General features: G+C 68.9%; 23 protein-coding genes and 2 tRNA genes. 7 read left to right on the top strand and 18 right to left on the bottom strand.

The window, feature by feature from the left end; translation table 11 throughout:
* Position 1 precedes the first annotated feature (1 nt).
* The 7 genes from NQ152_RS09635 to NQ152_RS09605 form a co-directional block, all read right to left on the bottom strand.
* The gene (locus NQ152_RS09635; protein WP_257523809.1) at positions 2–415 is read right to left on the bottom strand and encodes a DUF4233 domain-containing protein; all 414 of its coding nucleotides are present in this window, start codon (positions 413–415) and stop codon (positions 2–4) included.
* Positions 412–1764, bottom strand: coding sequence for a folylpolyglutamate synthase/dihydrofolate synthase family protein (locus NQ152_RS09630; protein ID WP_257523808.1), 1353 nt, complete (start codon positions 1762–1764; stop codon positions 412–414). The genes NQ152_RS09635 and NQ152_RS09630 overlap by 4 nt, the downstream gene beginning before the upstream one ends.
* Entirely contained in the window at positions 1761–5159 is a 3399-nt protein-coding gene (gene ileS / locus NQ152_RS09625; RefSeq protein WP_257523807.1) for an isoleucine--tRNA ligase, read from the bottom strand. The genes NQ152_RS09630 and ileS overlap by 4 nt, the downstream gene beginning before the upstream one ends.
* Before the next feature lie 153 nt (positions 5160–5312).
* A complete protein-coding gene (locus NQ152_RS09620) occupies positions 5313–6965 on the bottom strand; it encodes an ABC transporter ATP-binding protein (protein WP_257523806.1) in 1653 nt (550 codons plus the stop codon).
* A complete protein-coding gene (locus NQ152_RS09615) occupies positions 6962–7765 on the bottom strand; it encodes an ABC transporter permease (RefSeq protein ID WP_257523805.1) in 804 nt (267 codons plus the stop codon). The genes NQ152_RS09620 and NQ152_RS09615 overlap by 4 nt, the downstream gene beginning before the upstream one ends.
* A complete protein-coding gene (locus tag NQ152_RS09610) occupies positions 7765–8754 on the bottom strand; it encodes an ABC transporter permease (RefSeq protein WP_257523804.1) in 990 nt (329 codons plus the stop codon). The genes NQ152_RS09615 and NQ152_RS09610 overlap by 1 nt, the downstream gene beginning before the upstream one ends.
* A gap of 43 nt (positions 8755–8797) precedes the next feature.
* Positions 8798–10417: an ABC transporter substrate-binding protein gene (locus NQ152_RS09605; RefSeq protein WP_257523803.1), complete on the bottom strand. Its 1620-nt coding sequence runs from the start codon at positions 10415–10417 to the stop codon at positions 8798–8800.
* A 137-nt stretch (positions 10418–10554) separates the two neighbouring features.
* Here NQ152_RS09605 and NQ152_RS09600 point away from each other — a divergent pair, with 137 nt between their 5' ends.
* The 3 genes from NQ152_RS09600 (at position 10555) to NQ152_RS09590 (ending at position 14132) form a co-directional block, all read left to right on the top strand.
* Positions 10555–11208, top strand: a complete 654-nt coding sequence (locus NQ152_RS09600) for a pentapeptide repeat-containing protein (RefSeq protein WP_257502140.1) — start codon at positions 10555–10557, stop codon at positions 11206–11208.
* 94 nt (positions 11209–11302) lie between these two features.
* Positions 11303–13882, top strand: coding sequence for a valine--tRNA ligase (gene valS / locus NQ152_RS09595; protein ID WP_257523802.1), 2580 nt, complete (start codon positions 11303–11305; stop codon positions 13880–13882).
* Position 13883: 1 nt separating this feature from the next.
* Entirely contained in the window at positions 13884–14132 is a 249-nt protein-coding gene (locus NQ152_RS09590) for a hypothetical protein (RefSeq protein WP_257523801.1), read from the top strand.
* Here NQ152_RS09590 and NQ152_RS09585 read toward each other — a convergent pair.
* The 4 genes from NQ152_RS09585 to NQ152_RS09570 are packed head-to-tail and all read right to left on the bottom strand — an operon-like array spanning position 14129 to position 16064.
* Positions 14129–14689 carry an MFS transporter gene (locus NQ152_RS09585; RefSeq protein ID WP_257523800.1) on the bottom strand — a complete coding sequence of 187 codons (561 nt, stop codon included), beginning with the start codon at positions 14687–14689 and terminating at the stop codon, positions 14129–14131. The two genes, NQ152_RS09590 and NQ152_RS09585, sit on opposite strands and share 4 nt — an antisense overlap.
* Positions 14578–15207, bottom strand: coding sequence for an MFS transporter (locus tag NQ152_RS09580; protein ID WP_257523799.1), 630 nt, complete (start codon positions 15205–15207; stop codon positions 14578–14580). The genes NQ152_RS09585 and NQ152_RS09580 overlap by 112 nt, the downstream gene beginning before the upstream one ends.
* 15 nt (positions 15208–15222) lie before the next feature.
* On the bottom strand, positions 15223–15438 hold the full coding sequence (locus tag NQ152_RS09575) for a hypothetical protein (protein WP_257523798.1): 216 nt from the start codon (positions 15436–15438) through the stop codon (positions 15223–15225).
* Positions 15435–16064: a helix-turn-helix domain-containing protein gene (locus NQ152_RS09570; RefSeq protein WP_257502135.1), complete on the bottom strand. Its 630-nt coding sequence runs from the start codon at positions 16062–16064 to the stop codon at positions 15435–15437. Before NQ152_RS09570 ends, NQ152_RS09575 begins: the two co-directional genes overlap by 4 nt.
* 88 nt (positions 16065–16152) lie before the next feature.
* Between NQ152_RS09570 and NQ152_RS09565 the strand changes: the two genes are divergently transcribed.
* The gene (locus NQ152_RS09565; protein WP_257523797.1) at positions 16153–18204 is read left to right on the top strand and encodes a M3 family metallopeptidase; all 2052 of its coding nucleotides are present in this window, start codon (positions 16153–16155) and stop codon (positions 18202–18204) included.
* Positions 18205–18206: 2 nt separating this feature from the next.
* On the opposite strand, the gene NQ152_RS09560 is transcribed toward NQ152_RS09565, so the two are convergent.
* The 7 genes from NQ152_RS09560 to NQ152_RS09530 all read right to left on the bottom strand — a co-directional run bounded on the left by NQ152_RS09560 (position 18207) and on the right by NQ152_RS09530 (position 24400).
* Entirely contained in the window at positions 18207–19325 is a 1119-nt protein-coding gene (locus tag NQ152_RS09560) for an epoxide hydrolase family protein (protein WP_257523796.1), read from the bottom strand.
* 58 nt (positions 19326–19383) lie between these two features.
* Positions 19384–20652, bottom strand: coding sequence for an ATP-dependent Clp protease ATP-binding subunit ClpX (gene clpX / locus NQ152_RS09555; RefSeq protein ID WP_257502132.1), 1269 nt, complete (start codon positions 20650–20652; stop codon positions 19384–19386).
* A gap of 216 nt (positions 20653–20868) precedes the next feature.
* Positions 20869–21540, bottom strand: coding sequence for an ATP-dependent Clp protease proteolytic subunit (locus NQ152_RS09550; RefSeq protein WP_257502131.1), 672 nt, complete (start codon positions 21538–21540; stop codon positions 20869–20871).
* Between the two features lie 31 nt (positions 21541–21571).
* Positions 21572–22159, bottom strand: a complete 588-nt coding sequence (locus NQ152_RS09545; RefSeq protein ID WP_257502130.1) for an ATP-dependent Clp protease proteolytic subunit — start codon at positions 22157–22159, stop codon at positions 21572–21574.
* A 26-nt stretch (positions 22160–22185) separates the two neighbouring features.
* Positions 22186–22728 carry a tetratricopeptide repeat protein gene (locus NQ152_RS09540; RefSeq protein ID WP_257523795.1) on the bottom strand — a complete coding sequence of 181 codons (543 nt, stop codon included), beginning with the start codon at positions 22726–22728 and terminating at the stop codon, positions 22186–22188.
* Positions 22729–22812: 84 nt separating this feature from the next.
* Entirely contained in the window at positions 22813–24252 is a 1440-nt protein-coding gene (gene tig / locus NQ152_RS09535) for a trigger factor (RefSeq protein ID WP_257502128.1), read from the bottom strand.
* A gap of 74 nt (positions 24253–24326) precedes the next feature.
* Positions 24327–24400: transfer RNA gene (locus tag NQ152_RS09530), tRNA-Pro, on the bottom strand.
* Between the two features lie 346 nt (positions 24401–24746).
* Here NQ152_RS09530 and NQ152_RS09525 point away from each other — a divergent pair.
* The 3 genes from NQ152_RS09525 to NQ152_RS09515 all read left to right on the top strand — a co-directional run bounded on the left by NQ152_RS09525 (position 24747) and on the right by NQ152_RS09515 (position 25998).
* Positions 24747–24820: transfer RNA gene (locus tag NQ152_RS09525), tRNA-Gly, on the top strand.
* Between the two features lie 78 nt (positions 24821–24898).
* The gene (locus tag NQ152_RS09520; protein WP_257523794.1) at positions 24899–25783 is read left to right on the top strand and encodes a DUF72 domain-containing protein; all 885 of its coding nucleotides are present in this window, start codon (positions 24899–24901) and stop codon (positions 25781–25783) included.
* Complete coding sequence (locus NQ152_RS09515; RefSeq protein WP_257502126.1) at positions 25780–25998, top strand: KTSC domain-containing protein; 219 nt, start codon at positions 25780–25782, stop codon at positions 25996–25998. The genes NQ152_RS09520 and NQ152_RS09515 overlap by 4 nt, the downstream gene beginning before the upstream one ends.
* The last annotated feature ends 5 nt before the right edge of the window (positions 25999–26003 follow it).

Here is a 26003-nt window from a genome sequence, read left to right as displayed (position 1 = left end):
GTCATTCTCCGTTCAGGGTGTCGGCTTCGGCGGCGAGCCGCGCGTTGCGCGCGTCCAGGGAAGCCCCCTTGATCGTCGCATATCCCCACATCGCACCGAAAATGAGCGCGACCAGCGCAAGCGCCGGCACCAGGATGGCGCCCAGGGCGACCACCAGCTGCAGGGCCCAGCCCAGGGCGATGCCCCATCGGTGCCGCAGCGCGCGACCTGTGAGCACCATCACGACCGCCAGGACCGCCCCGGCCACGATGCCCCACCAGCCGGGGATCTGCGGTGGCAGCGCGTTCAGCCCGTAGATCGCGAGCCCGCCCAGGAATACGACGATCGATTCGAACGCCAGCACGATCGATCCGAGCGATTCTTCTGCGCCGCGCGCGCGGCGCTGACGCGGCGCGCGCACCTCTCCCCCGCTCATTCGACCCACCCGGCCTTCCAGTCCTCTTCGGCCGCGAGGCCGACGGCCTCACCGGCCAGGACCACGGAGCCGGCGATCACGACCGCCCGGCGGTCGGATGCCGCCGCCCACGAGCGCGCCGCCTCGGCCGCGTCGGTCACGTTCGCGTGGACGGTGACGGGCAGTCCGGCCGCCTCGGCCAGATCGGCGATGCGGTCCGCGTCGTCGGCACGCTCGGAGTCGGGCGCCGTCGCGAACACGTGGGTTGCGATGCGGGCGATCTCCGCCAGGATGCCTGCGGCATCCTTGTCGGCCAGAACCCCCAGGACCACGCCCCACTCGTCGAAGTCGAACGAGTCGCCCAGCGCCGTTACCAGAGCGCGCGCGCCGTGCGGGTTGTGTGCGGCGTCGACGATCACCGTCGGGTTCACCCCGACCAGCTGCAGCCGGCCCGGTGAGGTGGCCTGCGCGAAACCCTCGGCGAGGATGTCGCCGGCTATCGGCTGGGTTCCGCCTCCGATCAGCGACTCCACGGCCGCGATCGCGAGCGCAGCGTTCTGCGCCTGGTGTCCTCCGAACAGCGGGAGGTATTCCTCCGAGTAGACGCCGGCGAGCCCGCGGACCGAGATGAGCTGGCCACCCACCGCCAGTCGGGCGTCGGTGAGCGCGAACTGCTCTCCTTCGAACGCGATCGTGGCGTCCTGCGCGGCGGCCGCCGCGCGCAGCACAGCTTCGGCCGCGGCATCCTGTCGTGCGGAGACCGCAGCTGCGCCGACCTTGATGATTCCGGATTTCACTGTGGCGATCTCACGGATGGTGGAGCCCAGCCGGTCCGCGTGGTCGATGTCGATCGGCGTGAACACCGCGACATCGCCGTCGGCCGTGTTGGTCGAGTCCCACGATCCGCCCATCCCGACCTCCAGCACGAGGACATCGATCGGCGCGTCGGCGAAGGCCACGAACGCAAGCACGGTGAGCAGTTCGAAGAACGTCAGCGGCGCGTCGTCCGCTGCCGCCAGCTCGGCGTCGACGAACTCGACGAACGGGAGGATCTCGTCCCAGGCGTCGGCCACCGCCCCATCTGAGACGGGCTCTCCGTCGATCATGATCCGTTCGGTGAAACGCTCCAGATGCGGGCTGGTGAACAGCCCCGTGCGCAGTCCGTGCGCGCGCACCAGGCTCTCGATGATGCGGCTCGTGGATGTCTTTCCGTTGGTGCCGGTGACATGCACCACGCGGTACGTGCGCTGCGGGTCATCCAGCAGTTCCAGCACCCGACGGGTGCGCTCGACCCGTGGCTGCACCCAGCGCTCGCCCTGGCGGGTCAGCAGGGCGTCGTACACGGCGTCCGCGCGGCTGCGATCGCTCATCGGGGGTCCTCGACCTTCGTCAGTGCTCTGCTCACCGAAACGGTGAAGTCTCCGGCGTTGGCGAAGGTGCCCTTCGCGAACTCCGTGGCGTGGTCGGCTCCGGCCGCCGAGAGCGCTCCGTCGCCGAGCAGCAGGGTCGCGTCCGCGTCGGTGACGGCGTACTCGACCGCGAGGGTTTCGCCGGCGACGTCGGCGATGTCGAACGCCGATGCCACCGCCTCGCCGTCGGTGACGGAGTGGAAGGTCAGCACCAGCCGGATGCGATCGCTGACATCGAAACCGGCCGCCTTGCGCGTGTCCTGCACCGCCCGCACGACGTCGCGGGCCAGGCCCTCGGCTTCCAGTTCGGGGGTGGTGTTCGTATCGAGGAGCACGAAACCGCCGTGCGGGAGCACTGCCAGGGCCTCTCCCTCCGGCCGTCCGGTCGTTTCGAGGACGAGTTCGTACTCACCGGGCTGCAGCACGATCGAACCCGCGGTGACGGACCCGTCCGTCTCGGACCAGTCCCCCGCCTTGGCCGCGTGGATCGCCTGCTGCACCTGCTTGCCCAGCCGGGGACCTGCGGCGCGAGCGTTGACCGAGAGGCGGTGCGAGATGCCGTAACGCGACGCGGTGTCCTGCTGCAGTTCCACCAGCTCGACCGATTTGACGTTGAGCTCCTCCCGCAGGATGTCCTCGAACTGCCGGAGCGATTCGGCGGCGGTCGCGACGACGGTCAGCCGCGCCAGCGGGAGCCGCACACGCCGCCCCTCACGCTTGCGCAGTGCGTTGGCGACCGAGGAGACCTCACGGACGGCATCCATCGCGGTGCGGATGTCATCCGCGGCCGGGAACGCGTCGGCATCCGGCCAGTCCTGCAGGTGGACGCTGCGTCCGCCGGTGAGCCCCTGCCACACGCGCTCGGACACCAGCGGGATCAGCGGAGCCGCGACCCGGGTGAGCGTCTCCATCACGGTGTACAGCGTGTCGAAGGCCTCGCGACTTCGCGGATCGTCGCTCACGCCCACCCAGAACCGGTCGCGCGAGCGGCGGATGTACCAGTTGGTGAGCGCTTCTGCGAAGTCGCGCAGCTTCGCCGCGGCCGTGGTGGAGTCCAGCCCGTCCAGGTCGGCGGCGACGTCGCGGACCAGGTCGCCGGTCAGCGCGAGGATGTAGCGGTCCAGGACATCCGTGGAGTCGGTGCGCCAGGTCGCCTCATACCCGCCGCCGCCGGGGCCGCCGGCGGCGTTGGCGTACGTGGAGAAGAAGTACCACGCGTTCCACACCGGGAGAAGGAATTCCCGCACGCCCTGGCGGATGCCCTCCTCGGTGACCACGAGGTTGCCCCCGCGCAGGACCGAGCTGGCCATCAGGAACCACCGCATCGCATCCGAGCCGTCGCGGTCGAACACTTCGGACACGTCCGGGTAGTTGCGCAGCGACTTGGACATCTTCTGGCCGTCGCTGCCCAGCACGATGCCGTGGCAGCTGACCCCGGTGAACGCGGGGCGGTCGAAAAGCGCACCGGACAGGACGTGCATCACGTAGAACCAGCCGCGGGTCTGGCCGATGTACTCGACGATGAAATCAGCCGGCGAGTGCTGGTCGAACCACTCGTGGTTCTCGAACGGATAGTGCACCTGTGCGAAGGGCATCGAGCCGGAGTCGAACCACACATCCAGCACGTCCTCGATGCGGCGCATCGTGCTCGCGCCGCTCGGGTCGTCCGGGTTCGGCCGGGTCAGCTCGTCGATGTACGGGCGGTGCAGATCGACCTGACCGGTGGGGTCGCGCGGCAGCCGCCCGAAGTCGCGCTCCAGATCGGCCAGCGAGCCGTACACGTCCACGCGCGGGAAGTCGGGGTTGTCGCTCTTCCAGATCGGGATCGGCGAACCCCAGTACCGGTTCCGGCTGATCGACCAGTCCCGCGCGCCCTGGAGCCACTTGCCGAACTGTCCGTGTTTGACGTTCTCCGGAACCCAGGTGATCTGCTCGTTGAGCTCGACCAGGCGGTCGCGGGTGTCGGTGACCCGCACGAACCAGCTCGAGACGGCCTTGTAGATGAGCGGATTGCGGCAGCGCCAGCAGTGCGGGTACGAGTGCTCGTAGCTGGCCAGGCGGAGCAGTCGGCCGTTCTGGCGCAGGATGCGCACCAGCGGCGTGTTCGCGTCCATCCAGAGCTGGCCGACGACATCGGTCACCGCGGGCAGGAACTTGCCGCCGTCGTCGAGGCTGAGGATCGTCGGGATGCCGGCGGCATCGGCGACCCTCTGGTCGTCCTCGCCGTACGCGGGAGCCTGGTGCACGATGCCGGTGCCGTCGCCGGTGGTGACGTAGTCGTCGGCCAGGATCCGCCAGGCGTTCTGGGTGCCGTACACCTCGGCGTCGGCGTAGTAGTCGAACAGACGGTCGTAGTGCACGTCCGCCAGATCGGCGCCGAGGTGGACCGCCTCGACGGCCGCCACGGCATCCGCCGCGTTCTCATAGCCGAGGTCCTTCGCATAGTTCGCCAGCAGGTCCTCCGCGAGGAGGTAGCGGTGCGACTGGGCTTCGGCCGGATCGTGCGCCGCCCCGGCTGCGCCGGGTGACGGGTCGTGATGCACGTCAGCGGCGCCCAGCGGACCGCCGGGGACGACGACATAGCGGATGCCGGGGCCTACGGCCAGGGCGAGGTTGGTCGGAAGCGTCCAGGGGGTCGTGGTCCAGGCCAGAGCGCGGACGGCGGTGAGCCCGAGCGCTTCGGCCTTCACACCCACGAGCGGGAAGGTCACCGTCACCGAGGGGTCCTGGCGCATCTTGTAGACGTCGTCGTCCATGCGCAGCTCGTGGCTGGACAGCGGCGTCTGGTCGCGCCAGCAGTACGGCAGCACGCGGTAGCCCTCGTACGCGAGCCCCTTGTCGTAGAGGGTCTTGAAGGCCCACAGCACGCTCTCCATGTAGTCGGTGTCGAGGGTCTTGTAACCGCGGTCGAAATCGACCCAGCGCGCCTGACGCGTGACGTACTCCTGCCACTCCTGGGTGTAGGCGAGCACCGACTCGCGGGCCTTCGCGTTGAAGGTCGCGACGCCCATCCGCTCGATCTCCTCCTTCTCGGTGATACCGAGCTGCTTCATCGCCTCCAGTTCGGCGGGCAGGCCGTGCGTGTCCCACCCGAAGACGCGATCGACGCGATGGCCGCGCATCGTCTGGAACCGCGGAAAGAGGTCCTTGGCGTACCCGGTGAGCAGGTGCCCGTAGTGCGGCAGACCGTTGGCGAAGGGAGGCCCGTCGTAGAAGACCCACTCCGGTGCGCCCTCGCGGTTGCGGATGGACGCCTGGAAGGTGTCATCCGCGTTCCAGAAGTCGATGACCTCGCGCTCGATCGCGGGGAACCGGGGGCTCGGCGGGACGTCGGGTCCGGACTTGGGATAGGTCATGTCACTCCAGCAGGTTGCGATGCTTCCTGCGAGGACGACCCCCCTGTCCGGAGAACCGCGGTACCACCCCGCCTTGCGCCGGTGCACCGGATCTTCCGATCCGTCCACCGTGCCCCTCTCACTGCGGCTGTGACGGGCCTGCCCCGTCCGGTTCTACTGGGGGCTCGCGCCCTGTTCTTCCGGAAGCTCCCCGGTGATGGCCGGATCTGCGCTGCTGAGTCGATTGTACCCACGCACGCCGCCCGGCGCCTCTCCCCGATCGGCTCCGTCCATCTTCCCGGCGCGCAGCAGCGCGCGGGTGAACGGATGCCGCGGCTCGCGGAAGACCTCCGCAGTGGACCCCGCTTCCACGACGCGGCCATCCCGCATCACCATGATCTCGTCGGCGACGGCCGCGACCACCCGCAGGTCGTGGGAGATCAGGATCATCGCTATCCCCGTCTCGCGCTGCAGACGGTTCAGCAGGGCGAGCACAGTGACCTGCACCGAGGCATCCAGCGCGGAGACCGGCTCGTCGAGGATCAGGATGTCGGGTCCGACGGCGAGCGCACGTGCGATCGCCGCGCGCTGACGCTGTCCGCCGGAGACCTCCCCCGGGCGGCGCAGGGCGATGCCCGGATCGAGTTCCACCTGCTCGAGCAGTGCGGCGACACGGTGCCTGCTGGCGGCACGGGCGACCCCGCCCGCGCGAAGAGCCTCGGACAGCGAACGACCGATGCTCCAGCGCGGATCGAACGCGGCCCGGGGGTTCTGATGCACGAGTTGGATGCGGCTGCGCGAGGGCCGCCGCCGTGCTTCGGTGGCCGGGTTCCACATCGCGCCTTCCAGCGTCACCTCTCCGGCGTCCGGCGACTCGATCCCCATCAGGAGGCGGGCCAGAGTGGTCTTGCCCGATCCGGATTCGCCCACGATCCCCAGCGTGCTCCCGCGTCGCAGAGCGAGCGACACGTCGTGGACCACCGTCCCGCTCCCGGCGAAGCTCTTGCTGAGCCCCTGCGCGGCCAGCACGATCTGTCCGGACGGCTCGGAGCGGGGCGGGGTGCGGATGCGCCACGCAGCGACGAGCTCACGGGTGTGCGGGTGCCCCGGGCCGGCAAGCACCTCGGCGGTCGCCCCCTCCTCCACGATCTTCCCGGCCCGCATGACCGCGATCCGGTCGGCGACGTGCGCGACGGCAGTGAGGTCGTGGCTGATCACGACCAGGGCGGTTCCGGCATCCACGATCTCGCGCAGCAGCTGCAGGATCCGCAGCTGCACGGTCGCGTCCAGGGCGGTCGTGGGTTCATCTGCCACGACGATGCGCGGGTTCGTGACCAGCGCCGAAGCGATCAGCGCGCGCTGCCTGAGACCCCCGGAGAGCTCGTGGGAGTACGCCTCGATGCGCCGGGACGCATCGGGCATCGAGACGGATTCGAGCGCCGCCAGGGCGCGTTCACGTCGTCGCGCTCGTGTGTCGCCGGTGTGGATCTCCAGCGGTTCCTCGATCTCGCGGCCGATGCGACGCAACGGGTCGAGGGAGACCAGCGCATCCTGCGAGACCAGGGCGATCCGCGATCCGCGCACTCCGCGCCAGGCGCGTTCATCCGCTGTGCTGACATCCACTCCGTCGACCGAGAGCACGTCGGCGGTGACGGTGGCCCGATCGGGGGCAAGGCCGAGGAGTGCGTGCGCGGTCATCGATTTGCCCGCGCCGGACTCCCCCACGATCGCCAGGCACTCCCCCGGCGCCACAGACAGTTCGACGCCGTCCACGATGACGCGCCCATCCATCACGATCCGCAGACCGCGAACCTCCAGGGCGCTCATCCGCGCCGCCCCTCGGCGCGGGCACGCAGCGCCCGCCCGAGCGCGCTCAGCGAGATCACCGTCAGGGTGATCGCCATGCCCGGGAAGACCGCGATCCACCAGGCTCGCCCCAGCACGTTCCGGCCGCCCGACAGCAGGAGCCCCCATTCCGGGGTCGGCTCGGTGGGCCCGAGCCCGAGGAAGCTCAGACCGGCCGCGGCGAGGATCGCCGAGCCGACGCCGATGGTGGCCAGCACGCTCAGCGAGCCGGCCACACCGGGCAGCACGTGCCGTGCGATCGCCACCGGCCGGGACACACCGAGCAGGTACGCGGCCTCCACATGATCGGCCTGCCGGAGCGTGCGGGTGTGCGCGCGCGCAAGGCGGATGTACACGGGCACCGCGGCGATCGTGACGGCGACCGCCACCGTCACCGGCCCGGGGCCGAGGATCGCCACCACGACCAGCGCCACGAGGAACTCCGGAAACGCCAGCAGCACATCGACTCCGCGCATCGCGACGGCGCCGACCGGACGCGGCGCCAGACCGACGGCGATACCGAGCAGGAGCCCGAGGACAGCGGCGAGGAGAGTGGCTGCCAGCCCGATGCCGATCGAGATGCGGGCGCCGTACACGACCCGCGTGAAGATGTCGCGCCCGCTCTGGTCGGTGCCGAACAGGTGCTCCGCGCTCGGGGGCAGCAGTGCCGCACGCAGGTCCGTCGCCAGAGGATCCGCACTGGTGAAGACGCCGGGCGCCACGGCCATGCCCAGTACGACGAGCAGGACGACCGATGCCGCGACCAGCCACACCCGGCGCATCAGACCGGCTCCGGCATCCGGGTGGGCGTCACGCCGATCGGTGCCGCGTGCGAACGCAAGCGCGGATCCAGGAGCGGGTAGGCCAGGTCGACCAGCAGGTGCACCACGACGAACACCACGGCGCTGAGCATGATCACACCCGCCACCACGGGCAGGTCCCGGTCGGTGATGGCGGTGAGCGTCACGCGCCCCAGCCCCGCGCGGGCGAACACCGTCTCCACGAGCACCGCTCCGCCCAGCAGCGATCCGACGAGGTAGCCGGCCAGAGTGAGGGCTCCGGTCGAGCCGTGGCGCAGCGTGTGACGCAGCAGCAGCCGCGAGCCGCCGGCTCCCCGCGCACGCACCGTGAGGGCGAAGGGCTGGCGCTCGGCCTGCTCGATTCCGTCGCGCAGCACCTGGCCCAGCAGCGCCGCACAGGGAAGCGCGAGCGTGACGGCCGGCAGCACCAGCGCGGCGAAGCCACGCGAACCGGACACAGGGAACCAGCCGAGAGTGAACGAGAAGACCGTGAGCAGCACGAGCCCGATCCAGAACACCGGCGAGGAGAGGATCACCAGCTCGGCGGCGGCCACGGCCGCCCCGGCGCGACGGCCGCGGGCGAGCAGCACGACGGCGAGCGCGATCAGGAGGGCGAACACCAGCGCGAGCGCGGCGAGCTGGAGGGTCGGAAAGAGCTGACGGCCGATCACCTCGGTCACCGGCATCCGCAACTGGTACGACTCGCCGAGGTCCCCGCGCAGCAACCCCGCGAGGTAATCCAGGTACTGCGCGATCGCGGGACGGTCCAGGCCGAGCTCGGTCCGGATGGAGTCCTTCACGGCCTGCGAAACCTGCGCCTGCGGGCCGAGCATGACATCCACCGGGTCACCGGGGACGATCCGCATCGTCAGGAAGGCGAGGGTTGCCGCACCCCACAGCACCAGGAGGATGCCTCCGACGATCTCCGCGATGCGCAGCAGCGATCGCCGGGGCATCCTGGGCGTGCTCATGACGGGCGTGCCCTCCTCGGGCCTGGACGGCGGCTGTGCGTCGTCAGCCGAGTGAGGCGGTGTAGAACAGCGGACGACCGTACAGATCGTAGGTCAGACCCTGAACCTCCGCTCCCACCGCCGTGATCACAGACGGAACGTAGAGCGGCACGATGGCGACGTGCTGCGCGTTCCACTGCTGGACCTCGCGATAGATGCCGGCGCGAGAGTTTGCGTCGCCCTCGGCGACGGCCCGGGTGAGCAGTTCGTCCAGGGCGGGATCGCTGACCTGCGATGCGTTCTGGAATCCCTCGGTGTGCAGGTGGCTGCGCAGCAGATCCGCGTCGACTCCGGAGAAGCCCCAGTCGGTCAGATCGAAGGTCTTGGGCTCGTACTGCTCGTTGTAGGCGCCGGGCTCCAGCACCTCCCGTACGATCTCGAAACCGACATCCTTCAGATCGGCCTGGATGGCGTTGGCCAGCGCTGCGCGGTCATCGGGCACGGGGGTCCAGGCGATCCAGCGCGCCGAAAGCCGCTGCCCGTCCTTGACGCGGTAACCGTCGGCGTCCCGCTGCGTCCAGCCGGCCTCGTCCAGCAGCGCCCCCGCGGCCGCCTGGTCGTAGGTCCAGGTGCCTTCGAGAGTCTCGTCATAGCCCGGCGTCGCCGGCCCCAGAACGCTCCAGGCCCGCGGGAACTGACCGAAGTAGATCGTCTCGACGGCGGTGTCGACGTCGATCGCACGAGAGAAGGCCTGCCGCACCCGCTCATCGCCGAAGACGCCGTACTTCTCGTTGAGGAACAGCGAGTAGGGCAGCCCGGGCAGGCTCTTCGCGTCGACGGTGAGGCCGGCGTCGAGCTCGGACACGACGCTCGGCGGCAGCTGGCTCGCCAGATCCGCTTCTCCGCTGGAGACCACTCCGGACCGCACCGCGGACTCCGGCACGATCGTCACGCGCAGGGTATCGACCTGCGGCACGCCCGCTCCGTCCGGACCCCAGGCGTAGTCGGGGTTGCGGGTGTAGACGATCTCCTGGTCGGGCACGTACTCGCTCAGCAGGAACGGGCCCGTTCCCACCGTCACGTCCGGCCCACCGGCCTTGAGCTTGTCGGCGCTCGTCTCCAACACGGCGGGCGAATAGAACCCGAGGTTCGCGGTGCTCGCCGCCTGCAGGAAGGGAGCGTTCGGCTGGGTGAAGCGCACCGTCACCGTGTGCTCATCGACCACCTCGGTGCCCGCATAGAAGTCGGCGCCGAGCATGCTGGCCGCCTGCGCCGATGCGGTCTCCGGGTCGGCGATGCGGTCGAAGTTCGCCTTGACCGCTGCCGCGTCGAAGGGTGTGCCGTCGTGGAACTCCACGTCATCACGCAGCTGGAACGTGTAGGCGAGCCCGTCATCGGACACACTCCACTCCGTCGCGAGCCAGGGCGAGAAGGTGCCATCGGCGTTCTGGAATACCAGCGAGTCGAGGACCACGCGCTGCACCATCGCGGAGACATCCAGCTGGCTGGTCTGGGGATCCATGTGACCAGCCGAGAGATTGGCCCCCTCGATCGCCCAGACGATCTCTTCGCCGTCCGTGGCGTCGCCGCTCTGCGCGGCGCAGGCACTCAGCGCGAGCGCGGCGGTCGTGAGCGCTGCGAGAATCGGGAGCAGACGACGGGAGCGTCGGCGGTGTGCAGGCATGAAGAGCACCTCTGATCAAGCGGGTGGAGGGGGAACGCTCCATCCTACATCTTGCACCGAGTCCAAGAACCGTTTCGCGCTGCTCCCCTCCTGCAGCGCCGCGCCGTCGGCGATTGGCTGCCGCGTAGCGTGGAGACATGGCCCGTGCATCGCTCCCCCTCTCCCCGCGCATCAGCGCCCCGGATCTTCCCGCGCGGCTTGATCCGGCGGTGCTGGGCGCCCGGGTCGATCTTCTCGGCGCTCTCGTACAGGGAACGACCGGAGATCTGGACGCGCCGGACGCGCACGTGAGCGAGAGCATCCTGCGGGATCTCGATCTCGGCCGTTTCGATTTCCGCCGCGCGCGGTTGAGCGATGTCGACATCTCCGGGCTCTGCGCAGTCGCGGCCACAGCATCCGAGTCGCGCTGGCAGACCGTCCGGATCGACGGCGGCCGCATCGCCACGCTGGATCTCTCACGCAGCACCCTCTCCGGCGTCGAGATCCGCGGTACGCGCATCGACTACCTCACCCTGGCGGGCTCCGATGCCTCGGATCTGAACTTCGTCGACTGCACCATCGGCGCGCTGGATGCCCCGCAGGCGACTCTGCGCAGGGTGGCGTTCTCCGGGTGCCGCGTCACCGAGGTCGACAACCGCGGGTGGCGCACCGAGAACGTCGATCTGCGCGGCCTCGAGGGTGCCAACTACCTCGACATGGCTGCGCTGCGCGGCACCACCCTCAGCGAGCGGCAGGTCTCATGGCTCGGCCGCGCCTTTGCCGAGGCGGTCGGTGTCGACGTCCGGGACTGAGCGCTCCCGGCTCCCGGCAGCAAGAGCGATAGAATCGATATCCCACACTCAGGCACGCTCACACAGTGCCGCACATATCGCCAAGGAGACCCTCATGGCCGACGCACAGATCCCGGACAAGCCCGCTCTTGAAGGTCTCGAGACGAAATGGGACGCCGCCTGGCAGGGCCAGGGCACATATCTGTTCGACCGGGCCGAAGCGGTGCGACGGGGACGCGCCGGCGTGTACTCGGTGGACACTCCCCCGCCGACCGCCTCCGGCAGCCTGCACATCGGCCACGTGTTCTCGTTCACGCACACCGACATCAAGGTGCGCTTCGAGCGCATGCGCGGCAAGTCGGTGTTCTACCCGATGGGCTGGGACGACAACGGCCTGCCCACGGAGCGCCGCGTCCAGAACTACTACGGCGTGCGCTGCGATCCTTCACTGCCGTACGACCCGGACTTCACGCCGCCGTACGAGGGCGGCGACAACAAGAGCTCGCGCGCGGCCGACCAGGTGCCCATCAGCAGGCGCAACTTCATCGACCTCTGCGAGGCCCTCACCGCACAGGACGAGGTCACCTTCGAGGAGCTCTTCCGCCAGCTCGGGCTGAGCGTCGACTGGACGCAGACGTACCGCACGATCAGCGACGACACCATCCGCACGTCGCAGCTGGCCTTTGTGCGCAACCTCGAGCGCGGTGAGGCGTTCCAGGCGATGGCGCCGACGCTGTGGGACATCGACTTCCGCTCGGCGATCGCGCAGGCGGAACTCGAGGATCGCGACCAGCCCGCTGCGTACCACCGACTCGCCTTCCACAAGACGGACGGCTCCGGTGACGTGTTCATCGAGACGACCCGGCCCGAGCTGCTGCCCGCCTGCGTGGCGCTGGTGGCGCACCCGGACGATGAGCGCTATCAGCCGCTGTTCGGCTCGACGGTGCGCACGCCGCTGTTCGATGTCGAGGTCCCCGTCCTGGCGCACCCGCTCGCCCAGCAGGACAAGGGGTCGGGCATCGCGATGATCTGCACCTTCGGCGATGTCACGGACATCGTGTGGTGGCGCGAGCTCGACCTGCCCAACCGCACGGTCCTGGGCAAGGACGGCCGCGTGCTCGCCGAGGCGCCCGACGTGATCGTCACCGAAGCGGGCAAGGCGGCCTACGCCGAACTTGCCGGTAAGACCGTGTTCAGCGCCAAGAAGCGCGTGGCGGAGCTGCTGAGCGAGTCCGGCGAGCTCATCGGCGACCCGAAGCCGTTCACCCACGCCGTCAAGTTCTACGAGAAGGGCGACCGCCCCCTCGAGATCGTCTCCACCCGCCAGTGGTATCTGCGCAACGGCGCCCGCGACCAGGCGCTGCGCGAGAAGCTGATCGAGCTCGGTCAGCAGATGTCCTGGCACCCGGACTTCATGCGCGTGCGGTTCGAGAACTGGACCAATGGGCTGACCGGCGACTGGCTGGTCTCGCGCCAGCGCTTCTTCGGTGTGCCGATCCCGGTCTGGTACGCCCTGGACGAGCACGGCGAGCGCGACTACAGCCGCGTGCTGGTGCCCTCGGCCGAGCAGCTCCCGGTCGACCCGACCACCGATGCGCCGGCCGGCTATACCGAATCGCAGCGCGGAGTCCCCGGCGGCTTCGACGGCGAGCGCGACATCTTCGACACCTGGGCGACATCGTCGCTGACCCCGCAGCTGGCCGGCGGATGGCAGCGCGACGAGGAACTGTGGTCGCTGGTCGCACCGTTCGACGTGCGCCCGCAGGGGCAGGACATCATCCGCACCTGGCTGTTCTCGACGATGCTGCGCAGCGCGCTGGAGGATGACCGCGCGCCGTGGACGGATGCCGCGATCTCCGGCTTCATCGTCGACCCGGACCGCAAGAAGATGTCCAAGTCGAAGGGCAACGTCGTCACCCCCGCCGACATCCTGCACCAGCACGGCTCGGACGCGGTCAGGTACTGGTCGGCCTCCAGCCGGCTGGGCACCGACGCCGCCTTCGACCCGCAGAACCCGACGCAGATCAAGATCGGCCGTCGCCTGGCCATCAAGGTCCTCAACGCCGCGAAGTTCGTGCTCTCGTTCCCCGTGCCCGAGGACGCCGCGGTCACGCACGCGCTGGACGCGTCGATGCTCGCGACCCTCGACGGCGTGGTCCGCGAAGCGACGAAGGCGCTGGATGCCTACGATCACGCCCGCGCCCTGGAGATCACCGAGTCGTTCTTCTGGACGTTCTGCGACGACTACCTGGAACTGGTCAAAGAGCGGGCCTACGACCGCTCCGATGTCGGCCAGGCCTCGGCCGCGCTCGCACTGCGCATCGCCCTGTCGACGCTCCTGCGGCTGTTCGCGCCGGTCCTGGCGTTCGCCACCGAGGAGGCGTGGTCGTGGTTCAACGACGGCTCGGTGCACACCGCACCGTGGCCCGAGCCGCTGGGCATCCAGGGCGACCCCGCGGTGCTCACGGTCGTCGGCGACGCCCTGATCGGCATCCGCCGGGCAAAGACCGAAGCGAAGGCCTCGCAGAAGACGCCCGTGACGCGCATGACGATCGGCGCCCCCGCGGACACCGTCGCGCTGCTGCAGCTGGCCGAGGGCGATCTGAAGGCAGTCGGGCGGATCGCCGAGATCACATACGCGGATGCCGAGACCATCGCCGTCTCCGGCATCGAGCTCGAGCAGCAGGAGGTCTGAGATGCAACTGGGCACACGATGGTCGGCGGGAAGCGAACCACCCGCGTCGGTCCCCGCCTCGCTTCGCCAGCAGATCGAAGCCGTCGAGGACGCGATGCCGGCCGATCAGCTCGGGCAGCCGACGCCGCGATGGACGCTGACGTGGCTGGAGGGGCGGCCGATCGCCGAGCTGGACACCGGAGTCATCGTCAGTCTGGACGCGAACGGCAAGGCGGTCGTGCGCTACGACGAGGATGACGAGTTCGGCTAGGACCCGCCCTGAGGCTCGGCTCCGGCTCGTCGGGTGCCGACGATCAGCAGCCGGGCCGCGACGAGAGCGGCGACGGCAACGACGGCGGCGGCGATCACAAACGGCAGCCGCAGATCGATCCGCGCCACCCATCCGCCCAGAAGCGTCGCAATCGGGAACATCCCCCAGGTCAGCATCCGGATGATCCCCAGCACTCGACCGAACAGGTGCCCCGGCACGATCTGCTGCCGAAGCGCTCCCCACGGGACGTTCCAGGTGGACACGGCGAACGCGAACAGGCCGTACGCGAGTACAGCCATCACGACGTCGGGGGCGAGGCCGGTCAGCAGCATCGCCAGCGCTGAGACGACGTTGGCGGCGAACAGCACCCAGCCACGGCCGAACCCGGCCACAAGCCGCGGCGCCGTCAGCGCGCCGACGAGGGCTCCGGCGCCGATGCCCGCCGTCACGAGACCGATCGCGGCCGGCGCCACGTGCTGAACGTCCAGGAAATACAGGATCGTCCCGGCCTGCGCGAATGCGAACGCGGAGCCGACGAGCGACGTGAAGACGACCATCGCCCGCAGATAGCGGCTCCCCCACAGGTAAGCGATCGCCTCGCGCGCAGAAAACCTTCGACGGTGCGGCCTGGCCGGTCGCGACCTGTGGCGGATCCGGTTGCGCAGAAGCGGCGTGATCGCGAAGCGGGCGGGCGGCCGACAGCGGAAGCAGGACGGCCAGCACGATCGGGACGAGATAGCCCACCGAGCCCACCCACAGGGGCAGCGCCAGCGCGACGGCGAACAGCACTCCCGCGATGGGCGTCGCGATGAAGCTCGCCCAGGCCGAAGACCAGCGTGCCGGCGAACAGCGCCCACAGGCTGATCTGCCCGGTGGCGGTGAGGATCGCCAGCCATAGCGCGACCGCACCGCGGATGCCGTTGGCGACCGCCATGATGATGCGGCGGTCGAATCGGTCGACGATCATTCCGGCGGGCAGACCGAACACCAGCCACGGCAGGAACGCGAGGGCGCCCACCACGGCGATGGCCAGCGGATCGCGGGTCAGCGTCGTGGCGATGAGCGGGACGGCCATGCGCGGCCGCGTCGGTCATCGCGGAAGAACACCCATCGCGCCACGCGCCTCTGCGGCGGCGCGCAGGGTGACGGCGTGGGAACGAGCCTCCGCAGCGCGGCGGTAGGCGGGGTGGCCACGACGGTCGACGCGAGCGGCGACGTACCGATCCAGGCCGGAGGCGGCGCGCAGGAGCGCGCGTTCGAAGGGAGTCGCCCGCGGGAGGACGCGGGGCGCGGAGACGGCGGTCATGACGGTTCTCCTAGCTCGGGGAGCGGGAACACATCCGCTCGGATGGTGACGGGGCGCACGCCCTCGCCGGTCTGGTCGCGATATTCGTCGACGGTCTGGTCGATGAGCGCCATGATCTTCCTGTTGAGCTCTCTGCTCTGGTCTGCCGTGAGACGCGCGGTGGCGGTCGAGATCATGCTTGCCTCCTGCCACGCGTCCCGCCCCGCGACGTCCTGAGCGATCCCGCGATGGATGAACTCCAGCAGCTGGTCCTGGCGCAGCGTGAAGAATTCGTTCATGACGATCTGCGTGGCCGCCTTGCCGGATGGCGTCTTCATCGCCTCGGGATTGGCGAAGGACACGCCTCCTGCCGGCCGCTCCCACCACCGCTGGCGGCCCGTGCCCTGGTCGGTGCACTCCCGAATCAGCTCGTGCTTGGCCAGTGCCCGCAGGTGGTAGCTGGTCGACCCCGAGGACTCCCCTAGCCGCTCCGCGAGGGAGCTGGCGGTCTGACGGCCGTACTGGCTGAGGATGTCGTAGATCTTCACCCGCAGGGGGTGCGCCAGCGCGCGGAGGGCGCCGGCATCCAGCACCCGGTCACCCGAGCGCCAATCGTCGGGCTGGGCGGGTTGCGGTTCGTCGGTCATAGGACGACGATAGCGGTGCAAAGGGATCTTTGCAAGCATCTCTTTGCAAACATATCTTGGCATCTACGTTGGCTTTAGGCTTGGTCGCATGGCGAATGAGAACCCCCTGCTGTCCCCGAGTCCACTTCCCTACGGGCTCCCGGAGTACTCGCTGATCCGCCCCGAGCATTACCTTCCTGCCTTCGAGGCCGCGTTCGACGCGCAGCGTCGCGAGATCGAGGCCATCACGCGTCTGCGAGCCCGGCCGACATTCGAGAACACGATGGTCGCGCTGGAATCCAGCGGCAGACTGCTGGGCGATGTGGCCCGCACCTTCTACACCGTCTCTTCCGCCGACGCCACACCGGAGATCCAGGAGATCGAAGAGACGCTCGCGCCGCTCATGTCCGCGCACCAGGACTCGATCCAGCTGGATGCCGACCTGTACCGACGCATCAAGACGCTGCACGAGCAGCGGGACGATCTGGGGTTGACCGCCGAGCAGCGGTATCTGGTTGAGCGCCACTTCCGGGAGATGTCCCATGCCGGCGCGGGCCTGGATGACGCGGCGAAGGCGCGTCTGACGGCCGTGAACCAGCGGCTGTCCACCCTGACGACGACCTTCGAGAAGAACCTGCTCCGTGACACGAACGAGCTCGCTGTGGTCTTCGAGGACGCCGCTGAGCTGGACGGCCTCGCCGAGGGTGAACTCTCCGCGGCCGCACAGGCGGCGGCGGACCGCGGGCTCGAGGGCAAGTGGGTGGTCACGCTGACGCTGTTCACGGGGCACCCGTACCTGTCCACGCTGACCGACCGCACCAGCCGCAAGCGCATCCTGGATGCCTCACGAGCGCGAGGTTCACGGGCCGGACTGAACGACAATCGACCCGTGCTGCGCGAGATCGTCAGGCTCCGTGCCGAGCGCGCCGCCCTGGTCGGTTACCGCTCGCACGCCGCCTACGTCACCTCGGACGAGACCGCCGGCTCGCCCGAGGCGGTCCACGACCTGCTGCGCCGCCTCGCGGTGCCCGCGGCGCGCAACGCGGCACGGGAGCAGGCGGTCCTGCAGAGGATCATCGACGCCGAACCGGAGCCGTTCCCGCTGGAGGCGCACGACTGGGCGTTCTACACCGAGCGCGTGCGAGCCGCCGAGTACGATCTGGACCGTTCCGCGCTGCGTCCCTGGTTCGAGGCCGAGCGGGTGCTGCGGGACGGGGTGTTCCACGCGGCGACCGAACTGTACGGAATCACGTTCGAAGAGCGCGCCGACCTGGACGCATACCACCCGGACGTGCGCGTCTTCGAGGTGCGCAATGGCGACGGATCCACTCTGGGTCTGTTCCTCCTGGACCTCTACACACGCGACACCAAACGCGGCGGGGCGTGGATGAACTCGATCGTGCTGCAGTCGCGCCTGCGCGGTACTCAGTCGATCGTCGTGAACAACCTGAATGTGCCCAAGCCCGCGGCCGGCCGCCCCACCCTGCTGACGCTGGACGAGGTCACGACCCTGTTCCACGAGTTCGGGCACGCGCTGCACGGATTGTTCGCCACAGTCACCTATCCGCACTTCGCCGGGACGAACGTGTTCCGCGACTTCGTCGAGTTCCCCAGCCAGGTGAACGAGATGTGGATCTACTGGCCGGAGATCCTGGACACCTATGCGCGCCACGTCGACACCGGGGAGGCGCTCCCCCGCGACGTGGTGGAGAAGCTGCGGGCATCGGAGGCGTTCAACCAGGGGTTCGCCACCAGCGAGTATCTCGCCGCCGCATGGCTCGATCAGGCGTGGCACTCGCTGGATGCCGAGACGGCCGCGGGAGATCTGGACGTGGCGGATTTCGAGGCGGCGGCGCTGTCCGACATCGGCCTGGACAACCCCGTCGTTCCGACCCGTTACTCATCGACGTATTTCGCACACGTGTTCTCCGGGGGCTACAGCGCCGGCTATTACTCGTACATCTGGAGCGAGGTGCTGGACGCAGACACCGTCGAGTGGTTCCGCGAGAACGGCGGTCTGCAGCGTGCCAACGGAGAACGGTTCCGCGAGCGCCTGCTCGGCGTCGGCGGGTCCAAGGATCCGCTGGAGGCCTACCGCGACTTCCGCGGGCGGGATGCCGAGATCCAGCCGTTGCTGGAGCGCCGCGGCCTCGCCGCCTGACGCTAGAGCAGGCCGATCTCGCGCGCGAACGCGCGCGTGCGCGCTGCCATGGCGCCGGGGACCTCGGCAACGGCGAAGTGGCCGCCCTCGGCCAGCCGCTCGAACACCCGGAGGTCCCGGTAGAACGTCCGCGCAAGCGACTCGGGATAGTCGTGCTCGTGTCGTTGGATGAACACCGCTGCGGGCACCTCCACCGGGGGGATCGGATCCGGTGTGTCCGCGCCCTCGTAGTACGGTCGGAACGAGGTGCCGATGCTCTGCGTGACCCAGTAGATCATCGCCTCGGTCAGGATCCGCTCCCGGGCGATGCGCCGCTCGACAGCGACCGGCTCTGCCGGCGGGGTGTCGCTCCACTCCACGAGCTTCTCGGTGAGCCACCCGATCAGACCGGCCGGGGAATCGTTCAGCGCCACGGCCAGCGTGTCCGGGCGGGTCGCCTGTACGTGCCCGTAGGCACCGTCTCTGTCGTGCGATGCGGCCAGCCGTGCAAAGAATCCGCGCTCCTCGGGTGAGGCGCTCTGACGGCGTTCGTCCGGTGTCGGGAAGTGCGCGTGCGTGACCAGGACGCCGGCCACCGCGTCCGGGTAGGACGCCGCGATCAGGTCGTTCACGTTCGCGGACACGTCCTCGCCGTAGGTCAGGTACCGCCGATAGCCCAGGACGTCGGTCATCAGACGGTGCATCGTGGCAGCCAGGCGCCGTTCGGTGATCGGTCCCGCCGCGTACGGCGTCGAGAACGCGAATCCGGGGAGACTGGCCACCACGACCGAGAAGTCCGGCAGCAGATCGGCGAATTCCAGCTGCAGGGCGAAGGTGTGCGGCCAGCCGTGCATCACCAGCAGTGCCGGGGGGTTCTCCCCCGTCCCCCGCCGATGCGCGAAGTGAATGGTGGTGTCCTCGATGTCGGCGAGGAACTGCGGATGCGCGCCGAGCCATCGCTCCCGCTCCCGCCAGTCGAAATCCCGCCAGGATTCCACGAGCTGCCGGTGGTACTGCGCGCTCATCCCGGCGGCAGGGCGGCGTGGCGAATCCTCCAGCAGCCGACTGCGCGCCAGCCGATCCCGCAGGTCGTCGAGGACGGCATCCGGCACGTGGAGGGTGAACGGCCTGACCGGGATCATGAGAGAACGTTACGACGGAGCCCGGACGCGGCGTGCTGCGGCGGGGAGACGCCGGGCCTCAGGCGCTCTTGCGAGCCCGGCGGTGCACGAAGGTCGGCGCTGCGCCGGTGTCCACCGCGTCACGGGTGACCACGACCTTCTCGATGTCATCGTTCGAGGGGATGTCGAACATGATCGGTCCGAGCACATCCTCGAGGATCGCCCGCAGCCCGCGAGCCCCGGTCTTGCGGTCCACGGCGAGATCCGCGATCGCCTCCAGGGCATCCGTCTCGAACTCCAGTGCCACGCCATCCAGTTCGAACATGCGCTGGTACTGCTTGACGAGCGCGTTCTTCGGCTCGGTCAGGATCTCCATCAGAGCCACCTGGTCCAGTGGCGTGACGGATGCGACGACCGGAAGCCGTCCGATGAACTCGGGGATGAGCCCGAACTTGTGGAGGTCCTCGGGGCGCACCTCGCTGAACAGGCTCAGATCGTCGCCCTTGTTGTGCAGCGGAGCGCCGAAGCCGATGCCGTGCTTGCCGACCCGGCTGGAGATGATGTCCTCCAGCCCTGCGAATGCGCCGGCGACGATGAACAGCACGTTCGTCGTGTCGATCTGGATGAACTCCTGGTGCGGATGCTTGCGCCCGCCCTGGGGAGGCACGGATGCGACCGTGCCCTCGAGGATCTTCAGCAGCGCCTGCTGGACGCCCTCGCCGGAGACGTCGCGGGTGATCGAGGGGTTCTCGGCCTTGCGCGCGATCTTGTCGACCTCATCGATGTAGATGATGCCGGTCTCGGCCCGCTTCGTGTCGAAATCGGCGGCCTGGATGAGCTTGAGCAGGATGTTCTCGACGTCCTCGCCGACGTACCCCGCCTCGGTCAACGCTGTCGCGTCCGCGACCGCGAACGGGACGTTCAGGCGCTTGGCGAGCGTCTGCGCCAGGTAGGTCTTGCCACAGCCCGTCGGGCCGATGAGCAGGATGTTGCTCTTGGCGATCTCGACCTCGTCGGCACGCTGCTCCGCACTCTGAATCGTGCCGTGCGCGCGGATGCGCTTGTAGTGGTTGTACACGGCCACCGACAGCGCGCGCTTGGCGGCCACCTGGCCGACCACGTACTCCTCGAGGAAGGCGAAGATCTCGCGCGGCTTGGGCAGATCGAAATCCGACACGACGCCGGTGGAGGACTCCGCCATGCGCTCTTCGATGATCTCGTTGCACAGCTCGACGCATTCGTCGCAGATGTAGACACCGGGCCCGGCGATCAGCTGTTGGACCTGCTTCTGGCTCTTTCCGCAGAAGGAGCACTTGAACAGGTCGGCACTCTCACCGATGCGCGCCATCAGGCTCTCCTCGTTTCATGCAGTGAGGGCCTCGCCCCCATGGCGTCGGGATCCCTGCCCCGGCTGTCCTCAGAGCCTAACCGGTGACATCGACATGCGGAGGGATTGCGGGGCGCATTGGGAAAGCGCGACCCGGGTTTCTGCTGACGGCGGAACCGGTGCACGACGACGCCCCGCTCCCTCTTCGCAGAGGCAACGGGGCGTCGAGGCGATGGGCTACTTGGTCAGCGCGGCCGGAATGCGCTTGCGCGTGGTCAGCACCTGGTCGACGAGTCCGTACTCGACGGCCTCGCGGCCGTCCAGGATCTTGTCGCGGTCGATGTCGCGGTTGACCTGCTCGACCGTGCGGTTGGAGTGCGCGGCGAGAGTCATCTCCAGCCATGTCCGCATGCGGAGGATCTCCGCCGCCTGGATCTCGATGTCCGATGCCTGGCCGTGCCCGGCCTCGCCCATCGCGGGCTGGTGGATCAGCACGCGAGCGTTGGGCAGCGCCAGTCGCTTGCCGGGCGCTCCGGCCGCCAGCAGGACGGCTGCCGCGGAGGCGGCCTGCCCGAGGACGACGGTCTGGATCTGAGGGGAGATGTACTGCATCGTGTCGTAGATCGCCGTCATCGCGGTGAACGAACCACCGGGCGAGTTGATGTACATGATGATGTCGCGGTCGGGGTCCTGGCTCTCCAGCACGAGCAGCTGCGCCATGACGTCGTCCGCCGATGCGTCGTCGACCTGCACGCCGAGGAAGATCACTCGATCCTCGAACAGCTTGTTGTACGGGTCCTGGCGCTTGTAGCCGTACGCCGTGCGCTCCTCGAACTGGGGAAGGATGTATCGGCTGGAGGGCAGTGCCAGGCCGTTGCCTGCAGTGCCGCCGAAGGTGGGGGTGCTCATATCGCTGTCGTTCCTTCTCATTCGCCTTCGGTCACTCCTGGTCGGTTCCGCCGCCGCCGACGACGTCTTCGAGATGCGCGCGGATGTGGTCGACGAAACCGTACTCGAGCGCCTCCTGGGCGGTGAACCAGCGGTCCCGGTCGCCGTCCTCGTTGATCTGCTCGATGCTCTTGCCGGTCTGGGCGGCGGTGATCTCGGCCAGACGGTTCTTCATCGAGACGATGAGCTGCGCCTGCGTCTGGATGTCGCTGGCGGTTCCGCCGAACCCGCCGTGGGGCTGGTGCAGCAGCACACGCGCGTTGGGCGTGATGTAACGCTTGCCCTTCGTGCCGCTGGTCAGCAGCAGCTGACCCATGGACGCGGCCATGCCGATGCCCACGGTGACGATGTCGTTCGGGACGAACTGCATCGTGTCGTAGATCGCCATGCCCGCGGTGATGGATCCGCCGGGCGAGTTCACGTAGAGGAAGATGTCCTTCTCCGGGTCCTCGGCGGCGAGGAGGAGGATTTTCGCGCAGATTTCGTTGGCGTTGTCGTCACGCACCTCCGAGCCCAGCCAGATGATGCGGTCTTTCAGCAGCCTGTCGAAGACGCTGGTCGCGACAAGGGGTTCGGCCATGTTCACTCCTGATTCGGTGGTCGTGGCTACGAATCTACCGGCGCTCCGCATCCGACCCGGCCGTGTTCGCCCTGGGCAGAGAAGCCGTCGTCGCCGACGAGATCCTCCGCGTACCGCAGCACCGCCCGGCGGTACATGCTCAGGTGCGGGGCCAGGGTGCGCAGGGCGATGCAAGCCGCTTCCCGCATGTCTCCGGCGGACGCCAGTACGAGGGCGAGGAACGCCGCCGCCTCGTCATGCAGCACCGACGGCGGGGTCTGCTCGACTTCGGCGCGCAGCATCCTGATCGCCTCGTCGTGGCGACCGAGGTTGCGCAGCGTGCTGGCCAGCTGGATCACCGCCTGTGGCCGGTGCGGGTCATCCAGCCCTCCGGCCAGGGCTGCACGGTACAGCGGCTCGGCCTCGCTTTCCCGCCCGGCGGCATCCCGTGCGCCGGCGCGTTCGAACAGTGCCCGCGGGTCAGCATCGGGACGCTGCGCGGCCAGGGCGTCGATCCGCTCGATCACCTGCTGCTCGCTCAGCGACGCGTCCGCCCACACGGCTGCCACGCGCTCGTCCCACTCGGTCATGACTGCCCCCTCTGTGCGAAAGAAGGGGACGGATGCCGCGGCACCCGTCCCCTTCCGCATCGCCGGCGTCGGCGACCTGGTGTCTTACTCGGCGGCCTTCTTCTTGGCCGGAGCCTTCTTGGCCGCAGCCTTCTTGGCCGGCTTCGCGGGTGCTTCCTCGGCCTCGATCACGGCGTCCGCCTCGGCAGCGGCGTCCGCGATCTCCTCAGCCTCCTCGAGGACCTGCTCCTCGGCGGCGGCCTCGTCCTCGACCGATACGAAGCCGGTCAGGTCGACCGGGGCGCCGTTCGTGTCCACGACGTTGACCTTGCCCAGCGCGACGGCCAGTGCCTTGTTGCGGGCGACCTCGCCGACCAGCGACGGAAGCTGGTTGTTCTGCTGCAGCGCCTCGATGAACTCCTGCGGCGCCATCCCGTACTGCGCGGCGGACTGCACGAGGTACTGCGTCAGCTCGTCCTGCGAGACCGACACGTTGAGGTTCTCCGCGATCGCGTCCAGCAGCATCTGCGTGCGGAACTGCTTCTCGCTGGCCTCGGTGACCTCGGCGCGGTGCACGTCGTCCTCGAGGCGGTTCTCGCCTTCGAGGTGGGTGTGCACCTCGTCCTCGATCAGCTTCGGCGGCACGGGGATCTCTACCTGCGTGAGCAGCTGCTCCACGAGCTTGTCGCGGGCGGCCGATCCCTGGGTGAAGGTGGACTGCTGCGCCACACGATCCTTCAGGCTCTCGCGCAGCTCGGCGAGGGTGTCGAACTCGCTGGCGATCTGCGCGAAGTCGTCGTCGGCCTCGGGCAGCTCGCGCTCCTTGACGGCCGTGACCACGACGGCCACCTCGGCCTCCTCGCCGGCGTGGTCGCCGCCGATGAGCGTGGAGCGGAAGGTCGTCTCTTCACCCGCGGTGAGCGAGTCGATGGCCTCGTCGATGCCCTCCAGCAGCTCGCCGGATCCGATCTCGTACGAGACGCCCTCGGCGCGGTCGATCTCGGTGCCGTCGATGGTGGCGACCAGGTTGAGCTCCACGAAGTCGCCGGTCGTGGCCGGCCGGTCCACGGTCACCAGCGTGCCGAAGCGGGCGCGGAGGCGGTCCAGCTCCTCGTCGATGGCGGCCTCGTCGACCTCGACGGCGTCGACCTCGATCGTGGTGCCCGCGAAGTCCGGGAGCTCGAAGTCGGGGCGGACATCCACCTCGACCTCGACCTGTAGGTCGCCGGCGAAGTCCTTCTCGTTCGGCCACTCCACGACGTCGGCGCTCGGACGGCCGAGGACGCGCAGCTCGTTGGCCTCGACGGCCTCACGGTAGAAGGTGTCCAGGCCTTCACTGACCGCGTGCTCGAGCACGGCGGTGCGGCCGACGCGCTGATCGATGATCGGAGCGGGGACCTTGCCCTTTCGGAACCCCGGAATCTGCACGTCCTGCGCGATGTGCTCGTATGCGTGAGCGATGCTCGACTTGAGCTCATCCGGCGAAACCGTGATGTGCAGCTTCACCCGGGTGGGGGTGAGCTTCTCGACGGTGCTTTTGACCATGCCTGTTCGTTCTCCTCGTGATCGACCGCGTGCCAGCGCGGCAGCTGAAGGTCTGGGTATGTGGTGCCGTGACGTCGGGGCGACAGGATTTGAACCTGCGGCCTCCCGCTCCCAAAGCGGGCGCTCTACCAAGCTGAGCTACGCCCCGGGCGGGTGCGCACGCGAATACGTGCTGATCGGCCCCCAGAAGTCTAGCCGACAGGCCGGTGCCCCATGGCACCTGCCCGATACGGGCGTCCGGCGGCGTTGACGCGGCCGGCGCGTCGGTGCGCGGCATCCGCATTCGGAGACCGCCACCGGATTCGGATCCCCGCCCGCCGGCCATCCGAATCCAGTGCAGTGACCCGATTCCGAACCGACCCGAGAACCCCAATCCACGGCGTGGTCAGAGAATGCCCTGCGGCATGTCATAGAATCGACGATGCCGCGGCCTGCCGGAACGCAGTCCAGGGCAGACAATCGAACACCTGTACCGGCGGGATTCCGCCGAATTCGGGGCTGTAGCTTAGTGGTAAAGCCTTAGTCTTCCAAACTAATGATGCGGGTTCGATTCCCGTCAGCCCCTCCACTGCCCTCACGTGCGACCGATTTCGCCGCCGTCCGCAAGTCCCGTGCCGTCCGCTGCGCGTGCTGGTATCCCGGAGTCATGGCGTCTGGGACATTCGACACTGAGCCCGGACGCGTGCGCGTCGGGATCTCGGGATGGCGGTATCCGTCGTGGCGGGGAGATTTCTATCCGCGCGGCCTCGTACAACGCCGCGAACTGGAGTTCGTCGGTCAGCGCATGTCGACGCTCGAGGTCAACGGGTCGTTCTACTCGCTGCAGCGGCCGGAGAGTTACCGGCGATGGGTGCAGTCCGTTCCGGAGGACTTCGTGTTCGCGGTGAAGGGCTCCCGCTACATCACGCACATGATGCGGCTGCGCAACATCGACACCGCCATGGCGAACTTCCTGGCCTCGGGCGTCCTCATGCTCGGCAGGCAGTTGGGACCGATCCTCTGGCAGCTGCCCGAGCGGCTCGCCTACGACCCGGACGGCCTGGAGACCTTCCTGGCCGGCCTTCCGCGCACCACCGGCGCCGCCCTCGCGCTCGCCCGAGGCCACGACGAGCGGCTGGACGGCCGCTCCTGGCTGGCCATCGACGCAGACCTCCCGATCCGGCACGCGCTCGAACCGCGCTCGGCGACCTTCGAGGACCCCGCCCTGATCGCGCAGCTGCGTCGCCACCAGGTCGCGCTGACGGTCGCCGACACCGCCGGAAGGTGGCCCGCGTTCGGCGAGGTCACCGCCGACTTCGTCTATGTGCGCCTGCACGGCGCTCAGGATCTGTACACCAGCGGATACACGGATGCCGAACTCGACGCGTGGGCGGCACGCATCGCCGGTTGGGCCGGCGGATCGGGCACCCCGGACGGGCAGCCCCGCGACGTGTACGTGTACTTCGACAACGACGCGCACGGGCACGCCCCCCACGATGCGCTGGCCCTCGCCGAGCGGGTCGGTGACCGCGGGGAGGTCGAGCTGCGATGAGGCGGGCGCACGTCGACTCCTCCGCCCTCGCGTCGGTCGGCTACGACCCGCAGACTGCGGAACTGGAGATCGAATTCGTCAGCGGTGACGTGTACCGCTACTTCGCGGTGCCCGCACGCGTGCACCGCGACCTGCTCGCCGCCGCCAGCAAAGGCCGCTTCTTCCGCGACCGCATCCGCGATCGCTACCCAGCGCAGCGTGTGCGCCCGCGCTGACGACC

It is taken from the genome of Microbacterium sp. zg.B48 (assembly GCF_024623505.1).
In the GTDB taxonomy this organism is placed as follows: Bacteria; Actinomycetota; Actinomycetes; order Actinomycetales; family Microbacteriaceae; genus Microbacterium.
This window is presented reverse-complemented; position numbering and strand designations above follow the sequence as displayed.

Coding starts and splice junctions, on each gene's coding strand:
- NQ152_RS09635 (WP_257523809.1), bottom strand. CDS start 415: ATGAGCGGGGGAGAGGTGCGCGCGCCGCGTCAGCGCCGCGCGCGCGGC.
- NQ152_RS09630 (WP_257523808.1), bottom strand. CDS start 1,764: ATGAGCGATCGCAGCCGCGCGGACGCCGTGTACGACGCCCTGCTGACC.
- ileS (WP_257523807.1), bottom strand. CDS start 5,159: ATGACCTATCCCAAGTCCGGACCCGACGTCCCGCCGAGCCCCCGGTTC.
- NQ152_RS09620 (WP_257523806.1), bottom strand. CDS start 6,965: ATGAGCGCCCTGGAGGTTCGCGGTCTGCGGATCGTGATGGATGGGCGC.
- NQ152_RS09615 (WP_257523805.1), bottom strand. CDS start 7,765: ATGCGCCGGGTGTGGCTGGTCGCGGCATCGGTCGTCCTGCTCGTCGTA.
- NQ152_RS09610 (WP_257523804.1), bottom strand. CDS start 8,754: ATGAGCACGCCCAGGATGCCCCGGCGATCGCTGCTGCGCATCGCGGAG.
- NQ152_RS09605 (WP_257523803.1), bottom strand. CDS start 10,417: ATGCCTGCACACCGCCGACGCTCCCGTCGTCTGCTCCCGATTCTCGCA.
- NQ152_RS09600 (WP_257502140.1), top strand. CDS start 10,555: ATGGCCCGTGCATCGCTCCCCCTCTCCCCGCGCATCAGCGCCCCGGAT.
- valS (WP_257523802.1), top strand. CDS start 11,303: ATGGCCGACGCACAGATCCCGGACAAGCCCGCTCTTGAAGGTCTCGAG.
- NQ152_RS09590 (WP_257523801.1), top strand. CDS start 13,884: ATGCAACTGGGCACACGATGGTCGGCGGGAAGCGAACCACCCGCGTCG.
- NQ152_RS09585 (WP_257523800.1), bottom strand. CDS start 14,689: ATGGTCGTCTTCACGTCGCTCGTCGGCTCCGCGTTCGCATTCGCGCAG.
- NQ152_RS09580 (WP_257523799.1), bottom strand. CDS start 15,207: ATGGCCGTCCCGCTCATCGCCACGACGCTGACCCGCGATCCGCTGGCC.
- NQ152_RS09575 (WP_257523798.1), bottom strand. CDS start 15,438: ATGACCGCCGTCTCCGCGCCCCGCGTCCTCCCGCGGGCGACTCCCTTC.
- NQ152_RS09570 (WP_257502135.1), bottom strand. CDS start 16,064: ATGACCGACGAACCGCAACCCGCCCAGCCCGACGATTGGCGCTCGGGT.
- NQ152_RS09565 (WP_257523797.1), top strand. CDS start 16,153: ATGGCGAATGAGAACCCCCTGCTGTCCCCGAGTCCACTTCCCTACGGG.
- NQ152_RS09560 (WP_257523796.1), bottom strand. CDS start 19,325: ATGATCCCGGTCAGGCCGTTCACCCTCCACGTGCCGGATGCCGTCCTC.
- clpX (WP_257502132.1), bottom strand. CDS start 20,652: ATGGCGCGCATCGGTGAGAGTGCCGACCTGTTCAAGTGCTCCTTCTGC.
- NQ152_RS09550 (WP_257502131.1), bottom strand. CDS start 21,540: ATGAGCACCCCCACCTTCGGCGGCACTGCAGGCAACGGCCTGGCACTG.
- NQ152_RS09545 (WP_257502130.1), bottom strand. CDS start 22,159: ATGGCCGAACCCCTTGTCGCGACCAGCGTCTTCGACAGGCTGCTGAAA.
- NQ152_RS09540 (WP_257523795.1), bottom strand. CDS start 22,728: ATGACCGAGTGGGACGAGCGCGTGGCAGCCGTGTGGGCGGACGCGTCG.
- tig (WP_257502128.1), bottom strand. CDS start 24,252: ATGGTCAAAAGCACCGTCGAGAAGCTCACCCCCACCCGGGTGAAGCTG.
- NQ152_RS09520 (WP_257523794.1), top strand. CDS start 24,899: ATGGCGTCTGGGACATTCGACACTGAGCCCGGACGCGTGCGCGTCGGG.
- NQ152_RS09515 (WP_257502126.1), top strand. CDS start 25,780: ATGAGGCGGGCGCACGTCGACTCCTCCGCCCTCGCGTCGGTCGGCTAC.